The organism is Methylobacterium sp. UNC378MF (genome assembly GCF_900103195.1).
GTDB lineage: Bacteria > Pseudomonadota > Alphaproteobacteria > Rhizobiales > Beijerinckiaceae > Methylobacterium.
Genome location: NZ_FMWU01000021.1, coordinates 94,605 through 110,786, shown reverse-complemented (window position 1 = coordinate 110,786; position 16,182 = coordinate 94,605). Strand labels below are relative to the sequence as shown.

Sequence of the window (16,182 nt, the reverse complement as noted above, 5' to 3'; positions counted from 1 at the left end):
CATCGCGGCCTCCGCAGGGGCAGCGCACGGCGCTTGGCGTTCGATCCTTCCGCCGAAAACGTCCGAACAGCCTTCGATACCGCCGAGATTGGCCCATCAATCGATCCCCCTGGTCCGAACCTTGCTGTGGGCGCCGCGCGCTGGCGGTTTGCCGACGCGCAGTGGCCGGTCTAAGCCTCAACCACCGCTTAGGCGGGACGGCCTGCGCTCAACTTTCACGGTCCCGGAGATCCGATTGTCCCGTTCTGCCCTGAAGATTCTCGCCCGCGGCGTGTCCGCGGTCGCGGTCGCGACGTTCGCGTTCGCCGCGCTGCCCGCGCAGGCCGCCAACGTGTTCCGCTTCGCCTTCCAGGGTGACCTGAAATCCCTCGATCCGTACTCCCTCAAGGAGAGCTTCACGGAAGGGATGCAGGAGGCGGCCTACGAGCCCCTCGTCACCCTCGACAAGAACCTGAAATTCGCGCCCGCGCTCGCCGAATCCTGGGAGACGCCCGAGCCGACCCGCTGGCGCTTCCACCTGCGCAAGAACGTCAAGTTCCACGACGGCTCGCCCTTCACCGCCGACGACGTGATCTTCTCCGCCCAGCGGGTCCGCGCCCCGGGCTCGAACTTCACCACCAACGTCCCGGCCGACGCCGAGTTCGTGAAGGTCGACGACTACACCGTCGACATGGTGCTGAAGAAGCCGAACCCCATCGCCATCGCCCAGTTCCCGACCTGGGTGATCATGTCGAAGGCGTGGTCCGAGAAGAACGGCGTCGTCCAGCCGACGCCGCCCAGCGCCACCAGCCCGAGCTACGCCACCCTGCACGAGAACGGCACCGGCCCGTTCGTGATCGCCGAGCACCAGCCCGGCGTGAAGACCGTCTTCAAGAAGTTCGACGGCTACTGGGGCAAGGTCGAGTCGAACCTCGACGAGGCGGTGCTGACCACCATCGCCAACCCGGCGACCCGCGTCGCCGCGCTCCTCTCGGGCGAGGTCGACTGGATCGACCCCGTGCCGCTGCAGGACCAGCAGCGGGTCAATGCCAGCGGCACCGCCACCGTGATGGCCGGCCCTGAACTCCGCACGATCTTCCTGGGCATGGACCAGGACCGGGACGAGCTCAAGGATTCGAGCGTCAAGGGCAAGAACCCGTTCAAGGACATCAAGGTGCGCGAGGCCTTCTACCTCGCCATCGACGAGGACACGATCGCCAAGCGCGTGATGCGCGGGCAGGCGGTGCCCTCCGCACTGATGATCGCCCCGGCGCTCTACGACCGTGGCGCCGAGTTCAAGCGCCCGGCCACCGACCTCAAGAAGGCCAAGGAGCTGATGGCCCAGGCCGGCTACCCGGACGGGTTCTCGCTGACCATGGATTGCCCCAACGACCGCTACGTCAACGACGAGGCGATCTGCCAGGCGGTGGTCTCGATGCTGGCCCGCATCAACGTCAAGGTGAACCTCAACGCCCAGCCGAAGGCCAAGTACTTCGCCAAGGTTCTGGCGCCGGCCTACGACACCTCGTTCTACCTGCTCGGCTGGACCCCGTCCTCGCTCGACAGCCACAACATCCTCTACGAGATCGTCGGCTGCCGGAAGCCCGGCGACAAGTCGGGCCGCGGCGGCTGGAACCTTGCGGGCTACTGCGACCCGAAGATCGATGAGATCGCCGACAAGGTCGAGGGCGAGACCGACAAGACCAAGCGCGACGCCCTGATCAAGGAGGGCTTCGATGTCCTCAACGCCGACTGGGGCTACATCCCGCTGCACCAGCAGGCTTTGGCCTGGGGCGTCTCCAAGAAGGTCCACCTGACCCAGCGCGCCGATAACCTGCTCCTGCTCTACTGGGTGTCGAAGGATCCGCAGTAGGGGCCGGGCGTGCTCGCCTTCCTGCTGCGCCGGGTGATCCAGGCGGCCGCGGTCCTCGCGGTCGTCGGGCTCATCGCCTTCGCGATGTTCCGGTTCGCGGGCGATCCCGTGAACCAGATCGTCGGACCCGACACCACCGCGGCCGAGCGGGCCCAGATCCGGACGGATCTCGGCCTCGACGACCCGGTTCTGGTCCAGTTCGTCCGCTACGCCGGCAGCGTGGTGCGGGGGCAGTTCGGCATCTCGTACCAATTCCGGCAGCCGGTCTCGCAGCTCTTGGCCGAGCGCATGCCGGCGACGCTGGAACTCGCCTTCTGCGCCACGGTCTTCGCCCTGGTGGTGGGGATCCTGATGGGCGTGTACTGCGCGCTTCGGCGGGATTCCTGGATCGCCGGCCTGTTCCAGGCGGTCTCTCTGATCGGGATCAGCCTGCCGACCTTCCTGATCGGCATCCTGCTGATCTACCTGTTCTCGGTGACGCTGGGCTGGCTGCCCTCCTACGGGCGCGGCGACACGGTGCGGCTCGGCTGGTGGACCACCGGCTTCCTCACCGCCTCCGGGCTCAAGGCGCTGATCCTGCCGTCGGTGACGCTGGGCCTGTTCCAGATGACGCTGATCATGCGGCTCGTGCGCGCCGAGATGCTGGAGGTGCTGCGCACCGACTACATCCGCTTCGCCCGGGCGCGGGGGCTCACCACCCGGGCCGTCCACCTGCGCCACGCCCTGAAGAACACCCTCGTGCCGGTGATCACCATCGCGGGGCTGCAGCTCGGCTCGGTCATCGCCTTCTCGATCATCACCGAGACGGTGTTCCAGTGGCCCGGCATGGGCCTGCTCTTCGTCCAGGCCGTGCAGAACGTCGATATCCCGATCATGTCCGCGTACCTGCTGCTCGTCGCGCTGATCTTCGTGACCATCAATCTCGTGGTCGACATCCTCTACACGGTGGTCGATCCGCGCCTGCGGCTCTCGACCGGGCGCGCGGCATGAGACCGGACATGACCTGCTCCGCTTGCCTGCCCCTCCGCCGTCATCGCGAGCATGGCGAAGCGACCCAGGGCAGCGCGCGTTCGGTCGGCGTGGCGCTCCTGGATTGCTTCGCTTCGCGCGCAAGGACGGCCGCTACCGCCCCAAAGCCTTCAACCGGACAGGGCGTGAGGGGCGGCCGATGAGCGGATACGATCTCGACGCGGGCGATGCCCCGCCGGTGCCGCTGCCGGAGGCGAAGCCCTCGCGGCTCGCGCGCTGGCGGGATTCCGACCTGCTGGCGAACTTTCTGCGCTCGAAAACCGCTGTGGCGGCGCTGATCGCCACGGTTCTGATGGTCGCACTCGCCTTCGCGGCCCCCCTGGTCGCCCCGCAGAACCCGTACGACCCGGCCCAGCTCGACCTGATCAACTCCAACCTGCCGCCGATCTGGCAGGCGGACGGACAGGCGCCCTACTATCTCGGCACCGACGACCAGGGCCGGGACGTGCTCTCGGCGGTGCTGTACGGCCTGCGCCTGTCGCTGATCGTCGGCGTGCTCGGGGTGGTGACCTCCGGCATCCTCGGCATCGCGCTCGGCCTGATCGCCGGCTACGCGGGCGGGGCCGTCGACACGCTGATCATGCGGGTCGCCGACGTGCAGCTCACCTTCCCGGCGATCCTGATCGCCCTGGTGGTGGACGGCGTCGCCAAGGCGAGCTTCGGCAGCGCGCTCGACGTCGGGCCGCTGATCGGGCTGATCGTGGTGTCGATCGGCCTGTCCTTCTGGGTGCAGTACGCCCGGACCGTGCGCTCCTCCGTGATGGTCGAGAAGGGCAAGGATTACGTGCAGGCGGCGCGGCTGATCGGCCTGTCGCCGCCGGTGATCCTGGTCCGCCACGTCCTGCCGAACGTCACCGGCCCGGTCTTCGTCATCGCGACGATCAACTTGGCGCTCGCGATCATCACCGAGGCGACCCTGTCGTTCCTCGGCACCGGCCTGCCCGAGACCATGCCGTCGCTGGGCACTTTGATCCGCACCGGCAACCGCTTCCTGTTCTCCGGCGAGTGGTGGATCGTCGCCTTCCCCGGGCTGGCGCTCGCCGGCCTCGTGATCGCCATCAACCTCCTGGGGGATTGGCTGCGCGACGCGCTCAATCCGAAGCTGCAATGAGCGAGACCATCCTCTCCGTGCGCGACCTCACGGTCGCCTTCGACACCCGCCGCGGGCCGCTCACCGCCATCGACCGGGTCTCGTTCGACATCGGCCGCGGCGAGATCCTGGGCGTCGTCGGCGAATCCGGGGCCGGCAAGTCGGTCACCGGCTCGGCGGTGATCGGGCTGATCGACCGCCCCGGCCGGATCGCCGGCGGCGAGATCCGCCTGCGCGGCGAGCGCATCGACAATCTCTCCCCCGAGGCGATGCGGCGGGTGCGGGGCCGGCGCATCGGCATGATCTTCCAGGATCCGCTGACCTCGCTCGACCCGCTGTTCCGGGTCGGCGACCAGATCGTCGAGACCCTGCGGACCCACACCGACCTGTCGGGCCGGGCCGCCCGCAGCCGCGCCATCGACCTCTTGGCCGAGGTCGGCATCCCGGCGCCGGAGCGGCGCATCGACGGCTACCCGCACGAATTCTCCGGCGGCATGCGCCAGCGGGTGGTGATCGCGCTCGCGCTCGCCGCCGAGCCCGAGCTGATCATCGCGGACGAGCCGACCACGGCGCTCGACGTCTCGGTCCAGGCCCAGATCATCACGCTGCTGAAGCGCCTGTGCCGCGAGCACGGTACCGCAGTGATGCTGGTGACCCACGACATGGGCGTGATCGCCGAGGCCGCCGACCGGGTCGCGGTGATGTATGCCGGGCGGGTGGCCGAGATCGGCCCGGTCGCCTCGGTGATCGCCAAGCCGCACCACCCCTACGCGGTCGGCCTGATGGGGGCGATCCCGACCCTGTCGCAGGAGGCCGACCGGCTCAGCCAGATCCCCGGCTCGATGCCGCGGCTCACCGCCATCCCGAAGGGCTGCGCCTTCAACCCGCGCTGCCCGAAGGTTTTTTCACGATGCCGCGTCGAGCGGCCGGAGCCGATCCCAGTCGACGCGAGCCGGGTCGCCTGTCACCTGTACGATGCAGCGGAGCGCGCAGCGTGAGCGCCTACGTCGAAGTCACCGACCTGCGCCGCCGGTTCGACGTGTCGAAACCCTGGCTCAACCGGGTGATCGAGCGCGAGCCGCGCAAATTCCTCACGGCGGTGGATCGGGTCGGCTTCACGATCGAGAAGGGCGAAACCTTCGCGATCGTCGGCGAATCCGGCTCCGGCAAATCGACCGTGGCCCGGATGGTGGTCGGCCTGCTGCCGCCCTCGGCCGGCGAGGTGACGATCACCGGCGTCTCGATGACCGATCCGCGCCAGGCCGCGGCACGCCGCCGCCTGCGGGCGCGCATCCAGATGATCTTCCAGGACCCTTACGCCTCGATGAACCCGCGCTGGCGGGTGGGCAAGATCATCGCCGAGCCGATCCGGGCCTTCAACCTGATCCAGGGGGAGGCGGCGATCCGCGCCCGGGTGGCCGAGCTGCTCGGCTTGGTCGGCCTTCACGCAGATGACGCCAAAAAGTACCCGCACGAATTCTCCGGCGGGCAGCGCCAGCGGGTGGCGATCGCCCGGGCGCTGGCGAGCCAGGCCGAGTTCCTGGTCGGTGACGAGCCGACCTCGGCGCTGGACGTCTCGGTGCAGGCGCAGATCCTCAACCTGATGCGCGACCTGCAGGACCGGCTCGGGCTGACCTACCTGTTCATCTCCCACAACCTCGCCGTGGTCCGCCACATGGCGACCCGGGTGGGGGTGATGTATCTCGGCCGCCTCGTGGAGGTCGCGTCCGCGCGGGACCTGTTCGCCGCACCCCGCCATCCCTACACGCGGATGCTCCTCGACGCGGTGCCCGACCTCGCCCATGTCGGCCGCGCCCGGGTGCCGGTCTCCGGCGAGATCCCGAACCCGATCGACCCGCCACCCGGCTGCACCTTCAATCCGCGCTGTCCGCTGGCCAACGACCGGTGCCGGACCGAGGTGCCGGCGCTCCTCGACGGCGTCGCCTGCCATGCCGTCGAGGAGGGGCGAGCCTGACCAGGCCTGCACCCGGACAATCCTCCGGGCGCGGCGATCCCGCCTGACGGGGACGGGCGGTCCGCCCCCGGTCTCCCGGAGGGACCTCAGGCCGCCCGGACCGTGGCGAGGAAGCCGGACACCTCGGCACCGAGCTGCTCCGACTGGCGCGACAGCTCGGAGGCGGCGGTGAGCACCTGCGACGAGGCGGCACCGGTCTCGCTGGCGGCCTGCGTGACGCCGCCGATGCTGACGGTGACCGATTGGGTGCCCTGGGCAGCCTGCGTGACGTTGCGGACGATCTCCTGGGTCGCCGCACCCTGTTCCTCCATGGCGGCGGCGACGCTGACGGCGATCTCGCGCAGTTCGGTGATGGTCGCGCCGATCGACTGGATGGCCGCGACGGCCTCGCGTGTCTCGCCCTGGATGGCGGTGACCTGAGCGGCGATGGTTTCCGTCGCGCGCGCCGTCTGCGAGGCCAGTTCCTTGACCTCGCCGGCGACGACGGCAAAGCCGCGCCCCGCCTCGCCCGCGCGAGCGGCCTCGATCGTGGCGTTGAGGGCCAGCAGGTTCGTCTGCGCGGCGATCCCGGAAATCAGGCCGACCACCGCGCCGATCTTCTCGGCGCCCTCGGCCAGCCCGCGCACGATCGTGCTCGACTGGGCGGCATCCGCGGCGGCCCGCTCGGCCATCGCGGTGGAGCGGGCGACCTGCTGGGCGATCTCGCCGATGGAGGCCGCCATCTCCTCGCTCGCCGCCGCCACGGTCTGGACGTTGGCGGAGGTCTGCTCGGCGGCCGAGGCGACGCTCATGGACTGCCCCGCCGTCTGATCGGCCGTGCGGCTCATCGTCTGGGCGGTCGCCTCCATCTCGGTGGCCGCCGAGGACAGGCTGTGCGTGAGCTGCGTAACCTGAATCTGGAAGGCGCGCGTCGCATCGTCCAGCACCTGGGCACGCCGCATCTTCGCGGCATTCTCGGTCGCGGCTGCGGCATCCGCGTCCCGCTTGGCGATCATCGCCGCCTTGAAGACCTGGACGGCCCGGGCCATCCCGCCGATCTCGTCCGCGCGCGCCGCGCCCGTGACGGGCGCCTCGAGCTCGCCGGTGGCGAGGCGGGTCATCGTCGCCGTCATCCCGGCCAGCGGCCGGATGACCTGCACGACGATCGTGTAGACGCCGTAGGCGATGCTGAGTGCCGCGAGGACGAGAGCGGCCAGCAGCGCGAGGCGCGACCAGCCCGCGGTCGTCTCGGAGCGATGGAATTCCGTCTCGGCTTCACGGACCTGCAACGTGGTCAGCTTGCTCAGCGTCGCGGTTGTGGCCTGCATGTTCTTCAGCAGATCCGCATACGGCGTCTCGAAATCCGAAGCGGCACCGGCGGCGAGACGCTTGAGGATCTCGGCGGCGATCGCGTCATTCCGGTCGACCCGCCCCTTCAGGTCCTGGGCAAGGATTTCTTCTTCCGGGGTCAGGTAGGTCGCCAGATAGGCCGAAAATTCCGCGTGCAGGTTCGACAGATCCCGCTCGATCTTCTCCTTGGCCTGAACCGGTTCGATCTGCTTGCTGCGCAGCAGGCGCGAGACGTCGGTCAGGTCGTCATAGGCGTCGCGGATGATGCTGAACTGCCGGAGACAGATCACGCGGTCGTCGAACACGGTCTTGAAGCTCTGATGGCTCCAATGAAGCGCGAGGTTGCCCATGGTCGCGCAGCCGAGCAGGAGCAGGCCCATGACGGCCAGGAGTGCGAGCAGCCTCAGTTTGATGGTCATCGTGGTCGAGTGGCCTCTCGGGGCGGTGGCTTCCGAACCCGCAAGCGCCGACGGCGCCCATGCGGATAGGTCGGACTTCGCCCAGAAATGAGCCATGATGATTAAAGTTCAGTCGAACATGGCAGCGAATTTCGATATCGGCGTCAAATGTCGAGCTTATGTGATCGCGGCGTCGACCAGATCTCCTCATTCTACCTCAAGTGGTTTGTTTGCAAGAACATCAACCGCAGGCGAGTGATGTCCTGCAGCGATCTCGGTCGCGGAGCCCGTCATGGTCCGTGATCGCGGAGGTGCGGGGGCGGACGGCGGTACGTGTCACCCGCCCCCACCCGAGGGATTGATCGCTCACGCGTCGCGCCACTCCGAGAAGGTCGCGGCCTGTCCCACCGTCGTGCCGTGCCGGTCGAGCTGCCAGATTACGGCCTGATCGATCCAGAACCGCCGTCCGTCCTTGGCGATCCGCAGGCCGCGATAGCCGCGGCTGAATCCGTCCCGGGTGACTGCGTCGAGGAGCCGCTGTCGCTCGGCCCGCTCGGGCGCCTCGGCCGAGAGCCGCGAGGGCAGGCCGATGAGTTCGTCCCAGGTGTAGCCGAAGCAGACCTGGGCGGTCCGGTTGGCGTAGACGAAGCGCGGATCCGCGCCGCCGTCATGGGCGAGAACTGCGAAGGGGGCCTGTGCGTAGAGCCAGTCCGCATCCGCAGCGGCCGGCACCAGCGCTTCGCCGAGCCGCCGCGCGTAGCTGCCGGTGAGCAGGGCGAAGAAGTCCGGGTCGTGCGAGAGATCCGTCATGATCCGCTACAGGACTGGGTCGGCGTCGATGCGCATGCGCAGGATCGCGTAGGGCGGCTGCTGCAGGTCCCGGCCGCGGTTGAATTCCGGCCGCCGGTTGACCTGGGCGGCCGAGATATAGAGCCATCGGTCCGGAGTGATCCAGAAGGTGTCGGCCCAGACCAGTCGATCATCCGCCGCCAGCACCTCCACGGTGCCATCGGGCAGGCGCCGGCCGACCGCGTTGTGCTCCTGCAGGCTGAGGTAGATCCGGTCCCTGGAATCGGTGGTCAGCCCGCCGGTCATGCCCTTCTCGCCGAGGTCCCGGACCGCGGCCGCCACGGCCGCGTCCGCGACGTTCGGGTCGCGCAGGATCGCGGTCTCGACCGCGTAGAGGCGCCGGCTCATCAGCGGCGCGTAGTACAGGCGGCTGCCGTCCGGGCTGATCGCAATGCCGTTGGCGCCGCCCTTGGGGCTCTTCTCCGGCGCGTCGCCCTTCCGCTCCATTACGGGGCGCCGCTCCACGAACTTGACCAAGCCCTCCTCCGACCGCGTGCTCGCATGGTCCGCGAGGCGCCGCACCACCTGCCCGGTGTCGAGGTCGACCGCCAGGATCGCGCCCGCGCCGGCCTGGCCCTGGTCGGTGACGTAGGCCAGCGCCCGCCCGTCACGCACGTCGACCCGCAGGTCGTTCAGCGAGGAATCCGGCACCACGCCCGCATCCAGGGGGATCGTCCGGCGGATGCTGTTCCGGCCGATATCGATCGCCAGGATCTTGGCGCCGCCCGGCACCGGCCGGCCCTTGCCCTCCGGCAGCCCGGCATCCAGCACCCAGAGGGTGTCGTCGCGGTCGAAGACGCCGTTGGGGACGTGGAACAGCGATGTCTGCGGCGCCCGCGGATCCGGGCGGTTGGTCGTCGCGTCCGGGTAGGGCTTCACCGATCCGTCGGGCAGCACCTCGCCGAGGGTGATCGGCTCCGCGCCGGTGAAGCGCGGCATCATCACGAAGATCCGCCCGCCCCGGGCGATGGCGAGGCCCGTGGGGGTCGAGGGCGCGTCCGCGGCGATCGCCAGTTCCAGCGTCCCCACCGGACGGCTCGTCGGGGGCGGCAGCGTCGCGGCGCGCGCCGCGGGGGCGGTGAGGGCCAAGAGACCCGTCCCGAGCAGGCGGCGGCGGTCGAGGCGCATGGGGATCCTGTCGCGGCGATCGTCGGGGCGCGAGCCTGGGCGCGCCGCTCAACCTGTGGGGATGCCGGCCCAACGCGCAGGTCCGACGCACGATCCCGCATTGCGGGGTCGCGGCCCGTATCCGGCGCGTCCGTCGATCGGAAGCCGCCCATGGGCGGTCCACAGGCCTGGGCGCGCAACGCTGGCCCCGGCCCGCGGCATCACGCTAAGCACGGTCGTGCAGGGCTTCGATTCGGCGCCGCACGGGCCGCTCCCCGGGCTCGCGCTATGGAGAGGTGAGACACGCATGGATCCCGAAGGATCCGAAACGGTGCCGGAGACCGCGCCTCGGAGCGCCGGGCCGCTGCGGGTCCTCGCCCTGGCGGTGCAGAAGGGCGGGACGGGCAAGACCACCCTGGCGGCCTCCCTGGCGGTCGCCGCCGCGGAGGCCGGCGAGCACGTGACGGCGCTCGATCTCGACCCGCAGGGCTCCCTGGCCGGCTGGGGCGCCCTGCGAACCAGCGAATCGGTGGCGGTCGACCGGGTCCAGCCCTGGGAGATGGGCCAGCTCTCGGAGATCCTCGGCATCCTCGCCGATCAGGGCACGACGCTCGCCGTCCTCGACACCGCCGGCAGCGCGTCCGGCTTCGCGCCCGCCCTGAAGGATGCCGATTTCGTCCTGATGCCGGTCCGCCCCTCCCGGCTCGACATCGTGGCTGCCCGGCCGACGCTCCAGGCCCTCGTCGGCCTCGGCCTGCGGGAGCGGCTGGCCCTGGTGCTGAACCAATGCCCACCGCCGCCCTCGCCGCGCACCAGCGCCTACGCGGCGCAGTTGCGGGCCCTGGGCGTCCTGGCCGAGCCCGGCATCATCCACCGGGTCGACCACCAGGACGCCCTGGCAACCGGCCTGGGCGTCACCGAATTCGCCCCCGGCAGCCAAGCTGCCGAGGAAGTCCGGGCCCTCTGGGCCTGGATCGACGGGAAGATGCGGGCGGCCCCCACCCGCTGAGATCAGCCCTGACCGAGGGCCGCCAGGATCCGCGCCCAGGAGCGCGTGCCCTTGTGGAAGCTCGTCAGGTCGTACTTCTCGTTGGGCGAGTGGATGCGGTCGTCGTCGAGGCCGAACCCGATCAGCAGGGTGTCGCGCCCCAGGATCCGCTTGAAATCGCCGACGATCGGGATCGAGCCGCCCGCGCCCACCGTGACGGCCGGCACGCCCCACTCGTCCTGCAGCGCCGCCTTGGCGGCCTCGAGCTGGGGCATGTCGAAGGGCAGGCTGATCGCCCGCGAGCCCTTGTAGGTGATGACCTCGACCCGGCAGTCCGCCGGCACCCGCGCGCGCACGAAAGCCTCGAAGCTCTCGGCGAGCCGCTTCGGGTCCTGGTCGTCCACGAGGCGGAACGAGACCTTGGCGGAGGCGGTGGAGGCGATCACCGTCTTGGTGCCCTCGCCGGTATAGCCGCCGATGATGCCGTTGGCGTCGCAGGACGGGCGCGACTGCACCAGCTCGATCGGCATCCGGCCGCGCTCGCCCGCGGGCTCCTTGAGGCCGATCGGGCCGAGCAGCGTCTCGGGCGTCAGGCCGAGGCCGCGCCACTGCTCCAGCACCTCGGGCGGGCGCTCGTGCACGCCCTCGTAGAAGCCCGGGATCGTCACCCGCCCGTCGGCATCGTGCAGGTCGGCGATGATCTTGGCGAGCACGTGGATCGGGTTGCGCGCCGCGCCGCCGAAGAAGCCGGAATGCAGGTCGCGGTCGGCGCAGGTGACCTTCACCTCGAAATAGGCGAGCCCGCGCAGCGACGAGGTGATGGCCGGGGTCTTCCGGTCCCACATGCCGGTGTCGCAGACCAGCACCACGTCGCAGTCGAGTTTCTCGCGATTGGCCGCGACCCATTCGGGAAGCCCCTGTGAGCCGCTCTCCTCGGCGCCCTCGATCAGGATCGTGACGCCGCAGGGCAGCTCGCCGTGCATGGCGATATAGGCCCGGCAGGCCTCCACGAAGGTCATCACCTGGCCCTTGTCGTCGGAGGCGCCGCGCCCGACGATCGTCTTGCCGCCCTGGCCGTCGTCGGCGATGTGCGGCTCGAAGGGCGGTGTCTTCCACAGGTCGAGCGGATCGACCGGCTGCACGTCGTAATGGCCGTAGAACAGGACGTGCGGCGCCCCGGCCTTCGGCCGGTGGGCCAGCACGACCGGGTGGAGCGAGGTCTCCTCCACGGAGGTCTCGAAGCCCAAAGCGGTCAGGTCCTGGGCGAGCCAGGCGGCGGCCTCGCGGCAATGCCCGGCATAGGCGGGATCGGTGGAGATCGACGGGATCCGCAGGAAGGCGAACAGCCGCTCCAGGGCGTTCTCCAGATCCGTGTCGATGTCGTTGAGGATCGCGTCGAGCGCGGCCATCGGGGGGCTCCGGGGTTTTTTCGCAGGACCAGGGTTAGCCGAGGCGAAGCGGGCGCCGCAATGTCCGATCTTCGATGCCGGGTCCGCCGGGCGGCCATGACGGGCTCCAAGCGGAACAGGGACAGATTGGAATTGTTATCGACCGAATGGCCGGCCGGCCTCCGCGCGCCGCCCCCGTCGCCGCTTCCTCTGCTCCCCGCCCGGCCCCGGCCGGCCCAGATCGTGGACGACACCATGCGCCTCGAGACACAGCCGCCGGTGGCGGCGGACACGCCCATCGGCATCACGCTCACGATCAACGGGCAGCGGCGCGAGCTCCAGGTCGCTCCCTGGACCACGCTGCTCGACCTGCTGCGCGAGCGGCTCGACCTCACCGGCACCAAGAAGGGCTGCGACCACGGCCAGTGCGGCGCCTGCACGGTGCTGGTGAACGGCACCCGGGTGAATTCCTGCCTGACGCTCGCGGTGATGAAGGACGGCGCCGAGATCACCACGGTCGAGGGGCTCGCCAGCCTCGGCGACCGGGCGGGCAGCAATGCCCTCCACCCGATCCAGGAGGCGTTCATCGAGCACGACGCCTTCCAGTGCGGCTACTGCACGCCGGGCCAGCTCTGCTCGTCGGTGGGCCTGATGAACGAGGGCCACGCCCACACCCGCGACGAGATCCGCGAGGCGATGAGCGGCAATATCTGCCGCTGCGGCGCCTACACCAACATCGTCGACGCCATCGAGGACGTCATGCAGGGAGGCGCCCGATGAACCGCTTCGATTACGTCCGCGCCGGCACGGTGGCGGAGGCGGTGCAGGCCTTCGGCGCCGGGGCGCGCTTCATCGCCGGCGGCACCAACTTGATCGACCTGATGAAGTACGAGGTCGAGAAGCCCGGTCGGCTGATCGACATCACCCGGCTGCCCCTCGACCAGATCGAGGACCATGCGGGCGGCCTGCGGCTCGGGGCGCTCGCCACCAACGCCAAGGTGGCCTACGACGAGCGGGTCACGGAACGCTACCCGCTGCTGCGCAACGCCATCCTGGCCGGCGCCTCGGCGCAGCTGCGCAACGCCGCCTCGACCGGCGGCAACCTGCTCCAGCGGACGCGCTGCTACTACTTTTACGACGTGGCCACGCCCTGCAACAAGCGCGAGCCCGGCTCCGGCTGCTCGGCGATCGGCGGGATGACCCGCATCCACGCGATCTTCGGCACCAGCGAGCACTGCATCGCCACCCACCCCTCCGACATGTGCATCGCGCTGGCCGCCCTGGAGGCGAGCGTGCAGGTGAGCGGGCCGCAGGGCGACCGGTCGATCCCGTTCTCGGAGTTCCACCGGTTGCCGGGCGACACGCCGGAAAAGGACACCAACCTCGCCCCCGGCGAGATCATCGTTGCGGTCGACCTGCCGGAGAGCCGCTTCCCGCAGCACTTCACCTACCTGAAGCTGCGTGACCGGCTGTCCTACGCCTTCGCGCTGGTCTCGGTGGCGGCGGGTCTGGAGCTCGAGGGCGACACGGTGAAGACCGCCCGTCTCGCGCTCGGCGGCGTCGCCCACAAGCCCTGGCGCAACCGCGAGGCCGAGGCGCTGCTGGAGGGCAAGCCCGCGACTCGCGAAACCTTCCAGGCGGCGGCCGACCTCATCGTCGCGGAGGCGAAGCCCCAGGCGACGAACGGCTTCAAGATCGATCTCGCCCGGCGGGCCATCGTGCGCGGCCTCGAACAGGCCGCCGCCGGCACGCCCCAGTCGCTCAGCGACAAGCGCATCCAGTAGGTCCTGCCATGACCCAGACCTTCAGCTCCACCGGCCGCGACACCTTCGTCGGCACCCCGCGCAGCCGCATCGACGGACCCGCCAAGGTCACGGGACTGGCCAAATACGCGGGCGAGTTCGCCGCCCCCGACCTCGCCTACGGCTATGTCGTGTCGAGTGCGATCGCCAAGGGCCGGATCACCGCCATCGACTCGGCCGAGGCCGAGGCGGTCCCTGGGGTCCTGAAGGTGCTCACCCACGAGAACCGGCCGCGCACCGCGTGGCGGGACAAGAACTTCCAGGATCAGGTGGCGCCCCCCGGCTCGCCGTTCCGCGCCCTCTACGACGACCTGATCGTGTTCAGCGGCCAGCCGGTCGCCCTGGTGGTGGCGGCGGATTTCGAGACCGCGCGCTACGCCGCCTCCCTGGTCCGGGTCAGCTACGAGGCCCAGGAGCCCGGCACCGATCTGAGGGCCCTGCGCGGCACTGCCTACGACCCGCCCTACAACCGCGAGGGCATCAAGCCGCCGCCGGAGCCCTGGGGCGACGCCGACACGGCCTTCGGCAGCGCGGCGATCCGCGTCCAGGGCGAATACAGCCTCGCCGACGAGCACCACAACCCGATGGAGCCGCACGCCTCGACGGTGGTGGTGGAGGAGGACGGAACCTACACGGTCTACGACAAGATCCAGGGCGTCTCGAACAGCCACCAGTATCTGACCAACGTGTTCGGCCTGAAGCCCGATCAGGTGCGGGTGCTCAACCCCTATCTCGGCGGGGGCTTCGGCTCGGGCCTGCGTCCGCAATACCAGCTGTTCCTGGCGATGCTGGCCGCGCAGGAGCTGAAGCGCTCGGTGCGGGTGACCCTGTCGCGCGACCAGATGTGGAGCTTCACCTACCGGTCGGAGGCGCTGCAGACGATCGCGCTGGGCGCCGAGCCGGACGGGACGCTGACGGCCCTGCGGCACGACGCCGTCCAGGGCACCTCGCAGTACGAGGATTACCAGGAGGTCGTCGTCAACTGGTCGGGCGTCCTCTACCGTTGCGACAACGTTGCGCTCGGCTACCGGCTGGTGAAGCTCGACACGCCGACGCCCGGCGACATGCGCGCCCCCGGTGCGGTCACCGGCGTCTTCGCCATCGAGACCGCCATGGACGAGCTCGCCTATGCGGCGAAGCTCGACCCGATCGCGCTGCGGCTGAAGAACTACGCCGAATCGGACGCCACCGCCGAGGGCAAGCCCTTCGGCTCGAAGGAGCTGCGGCGCTGCTTCGAGCTCGGCTCCGAGCGCTTCGGCTGGGCCAAGCGCAACCCCGAGCCCCGCTCCACCCGCGAGGGGCGGGAGCTGGTCGGCTGGGGCGTGGCCACCGGCATCTGGGAATCGATGATGATGCAGTCGAGCGCCATCGCGACCCTGACGCCGGACGGTCGCCTCACGGTGGGCAATTCCACCGGCGATATCGGCACCGGTACCTACACGATCCTCACCCAGATCGCCGCCGACACCCTCGGCCTGCCGATGGACGCGGTGACGGCCAAGCTCGGCGACACCCGCCTGCCGGAAGCCCCCGTGGCGGGCGGATCCTGGACGGCGGCCTCGTCGGGCACCGCGGTGATGAAGGCCTGCCGCAACGTCGGCGCGCAGGTGTTCAAGCTCGCCCGCGCCATGGAGAACTCGCCCCTCGCCAATGTCGATTTCGACCGGGCGGTGTTCGCGGACGGGCGCATCGCGGTGGCGGGCGACCCGGGCCGCAGCGTCTCGCTTGTCGAGGTGCTGCAGGCGGCCGGCGTCGACAAGGTCGAGGCGGTCGAGCAGGCCGGGCCCGACCAGGACTTCAACAAGAAGTACGAGGCTTACACCCACTCGGCGATATTCGCTGAGGTGAAGGTCGACGAGGAGCTGGGTCAGGTCCGGGTGACCCGGGTCGTCTCGGCGATCGCGGCCGGCAAGGTGCTGAACCCGAAGACCGCGCGCAGCCAGATCCTGGGCGGCGTGGTGATGGGGATCGGCTCGGCCCTGGAGGAGGAGTCGATGCTCGACCACCGCATCGGCCGGTTCATGAACCACAATCTCGGCGAGTACCACGTGCCGGTGAACGCCGACATCTACGACATCGACGTGATCTTCGTGGACGAGGAGGACAAGGCGAACCCGCTGGGCGTGAAGGGGCTCGGCGAGATCGGCATCGTCGGCGTCGCGGCGGCGATCACGAATGCCGTGTTCCACGCCACCGGCAAGCGGGTGCGCCACCTGCCGATCACCCCCGACAAGCTGCTCTGACTTCGCGCCCCGCGAGCCGCCGCGCCCAAGGCCCGGCGGCTTCTCCGTGTGCCTCTCCGTCATCGCGAGCGGAGCGAAGCGACCCGGGGAAGGGCGCCTTCGGCCGGTAGGGCGCTCGTGGATTGCTTCGCT

The 16,182-nt window shown here is 69.9% G+C and carries 13 protein-coding genes; 9 read left to right on the top strand and 4 right to left on the bottom strand.

Annotated features, from left to right (window positions below):
- The first annotated feature begins 256 nt into the window (after nucleotides 1-256).
- The 5 genes from BLT59_RS21430 (at nucleotide 257) to BLT59_RS21410 (ending at nucleotide 5,946) form a co-directional block, all read left to right on the top strand.
- Nucleotides 257-1,852: an ABC transporter substrate-binding protein gene (locus tag BLT59_RS21430; protein ID WP_348272295.1), complete on the top strand. Its 1,596-nt coding sequence runs from the start codon at nucleotides 257-259 to the stop codon at nucleotides 1,850-1,852.
- 9 nt (nucleotides 1,853-1,861) lie between these two features.
- On the top strand, nucleotides 1,862-2,842 hold the full coding sequence (locus tag BLT59_RS21425) for an ABC transporter permease (RefSeq protein ID WP_091785135.1): 981 nt from the start codon (nucleotides 1,862-1,864) through the stop codon (nucleotides 2,840-2,842).
- Between the two features lie 178 nt (nucleotides 2,843-3,020).
- The gene (locus BLT59_RS21420; RefSeq protein WP_091785132.1) at nucleotides 3,021-3,992 is read left to right on the top strand and encodes an ABC transporter permease; all 972 of its coding nucleotides are present in this window, start codon (nucleotides 3,021-3,023) and stop codon (nucleotides 3,990-3,992) included.
- The gene (locus tag BLT59_RS21415; protein ID WP_091785129.1) at nucleotides 3,989-4,969 is read left to right on the top strand and encodes an ABC transporter ATP-binding protein; all 981 of its coding nucleotides are present in this window, start codon (nucleotides 3,989-3,991) and stop codon (nucleotides 4,967-4,969) included. Before BLT59_RS21420 ends, BLT59_RS21415 begins: the two co-directional genes overlap by 4 nt.
- The gene (locus BLT59_RS21410; RefSeq protein ID WP_091785126.1) at nucleotides 4,966-5,946 is read left to right on the top strand and encodes an ABC transporter ATP-binding protein; all 981 of its coding nucleotides are present in this window, start codon (nucleotides 4,966-4,968) and stop codon (nucleotides 5,944-5,946) included. Before BLT59_RS21415 ends, BLT59_RS21410 begins: the two co-directional genes overlap by 4 nt.
- Before the next feature lie 86 nt (nucleotides 5,947-6,032).
- On the opposite strand, the gene BLT59_RS21405 is transcribed toward BLT59_RS21410, so the two are convergent.
- The 3 genes from BLT59_RS21405 to BLT59_RS21395 all read right to left on the bottom strand — a co-directional run bounded on the left by BLT59_RS21405 (nucleotide 6,033) and on the right by BLT59_RS21395 (nucleotide 9,650).
- Entirely contained in the window at nucleotides 6,033-7,694 is a 1,662-nt protein-coding gene (locus BLT59_RS21405) for a methyl-accepting chemotaxis protein (RefSeq protein WP_091785123.1), read from the bottom strand.
- Between the two features lie 345 nt (nucleotides 7,695-8,039).
- The gene (locus BLT59_RS21400; protein ID WP_091785120.1) at nucleotides 8,040-8,483 is read right to left on the bottom strand and encodes an MEKHLA domain-containing protein; all 444 of its coding nucleotides are present in this window, start codon (nucleotides 8,481-8,483) and stop codon (nucleotides 8,040-8,042) included.
- A 6-nt stretch (nucleotides 8,484-8,489) separates the two neighbouring features.
- Complete coding sequence (locus BLT59_RS21395) at nucleotides 8,490-9,650, bottom strand: SMP-30/gluconolactonase/LRE family protein (protein WP_091785117.1); 1,161 nt, start codon at nucleotides 9,648-9,650, stop codon at nucleotides 8,490-8,492.
- Between the two features lie 286 nt (nucleotides 9,651-9,936).
- On the opposite strand from BLT59_RS21395, the gene BLT59_RS21390 reads away from it, so the two are divergent.
- Nucleotides 9,937-10,638, top strand: a complete 702-nt coding sequence (locus BLT59_RS21390) for a nucleotide-binding protein (RefSeq protein WP_091785114.1) — start codon at nucleotides 9,937-9,939, stop codon at nucleotides 10,636-10,638.
- A gap of 2 nt (nucleotides 10,639-10,640) precedes the next feature.
- Here BLT59_RS21390 and BLT59_RS21385 read toward each other — a convergent pair whose 3' ends face one another.
- A complete protein-coding gene (locus BLT59_RS21385; protein WP_091785111.1) occupies nucleotides 10,641-12,026 on the bottom strand; it encodes a M20/M25/M40 family metallo-hydrolase in 1,386 nt (461 codons plus the stop codon).
- A 234-nt stretch (nucleotides 12,027-12,260) separates the two neighbouring features.
- On the opposite strand from BLT59_RS21385, the gene BLT59_RS21380 reads away from it, so the two are divergent.
- Genes BLT59_RS21380 through BLT59_RS21370 form a run of 3 tightly spaced genes read left to right on the top strand, consistent with a single transcriptional unit; the run spans nucleotide 12,261 to nucleotide 16,050 of the window.
- On the top strand, nucleotides 12,261-12,785 hold the full coding sequence (locus tag BLT59_RS21380; protein WP_091785215.1) for a (2Fe-2S)-binding protein: 525 nt from the start codon (nucleotides 12,261-12,263) through the stop codon (nucleotides 12,783-12,785).
- Entirely contained in the window at nucleotides 12,782-13,789 is a 1,008-nt protein-coding gene (locus tag BLT59_RS21375) for an FAD binding domain-containing protein (RefSeq protein WP_091785108.1), read from the top strand. Before BLT59_RS21380 ends, BLT59_RS21375 begins: the two co-directional genes overlap by 4 nt.
- Before the next feature lie 8 nt (nucleotides 13,790-13,797).
- Nucleotides 13,798-16,050: a xanthine dehydrogenase family protein molybdopterin-binding subunit gene (locus BLT59_RS21370; protein WP_091785105.1), complete on the top strand. Its 2,253-nt coding sequence runs from the start codon at nucleotides 13,798-13,800 to the stop codon at nucleotides 16,048-16,050.
- Nucleotides 16,051-16,182: the final 132 nt, after the last annotated feature.

What these genes read in the sequence shown, in the direction of transcription:
- BLT59_RS21380 (WP_091785215.1), top strand. Translation starts at nt 12,261, where the DNA reads ATGCGCCTCGAGACACAGCCGCCGGTGGCGGCGGACACGCCCATCGGC.
- BLT59_RS21420 (WP_091785132.1), top strand. Translation starts at nt 3,021, where the DNA reads ATGAGCGGATACGATCTCGACGCGGGCGATGCCCCGCCGGTGCCGCTG.
- BLT59_RS21405 (WP_091785123.1), bottom strand. Translation starts at nt 7,694, where the DNA reads ATGACCATCAAACTGAGGCTGCTCGCACTCCTGGCCGTCATGGGCCTG.
- BLT59_RS21400 (WP_091785120.1), bottom strand. Translation starts at nt 8,483, where the DNA reads ATGACGGATCTCTCGCACGACCCGGACTTCTTCGCCCTGCTCACCGGC.
- BLT59_RS21415 (WP_091785129.1), top strand. Translation starts at nt 3,989, where the DNA reads ATGAGCGAGACCATCCTCTCCGTGCGCGACCTCACGGTCGCCTTCGAC.
- BLT59_RS21390 (WP_091785114.1), top strand. Translation starts at nt 9,937, where the DNA reads ATGGATCCCGAAGGATCCGAAACGGTGCCGGAGACCGCGCCTCGGAGC.
- BLT59_RS21375 (WP_091785108.1), top strand. Translation starts at nt 12,782, where the DNA reads ATGAACCGCTTCGATTACGTCCGCGCCGGCACGGTGGCGGAGGCGGTG.
- BLT59_RS21395 (WP_091785117.1), bottom strand. Translation starts at nt 9,650, where the DNA reads ATGCGCCTCGACCGCCGCCGCCTGCTCGGGACGGGTCTCTTGGCCCTC.
- BLT59_RS21385 (WP_091785111.1), bottom strand. Translation starts at nt 12,026, where the DNA reads ATGGCCGCGCTCGACGCGATCCTCAACGACATCGACACGGATCTGGAG.
- BLT59_RS21370 (WP_091785105.1), top strand. Translation starts at nt 13,798, where the DNA reads ATGACCCAGACCTTCAGCTCCACCGGCCGCGACACCTTCGTCGGCACC.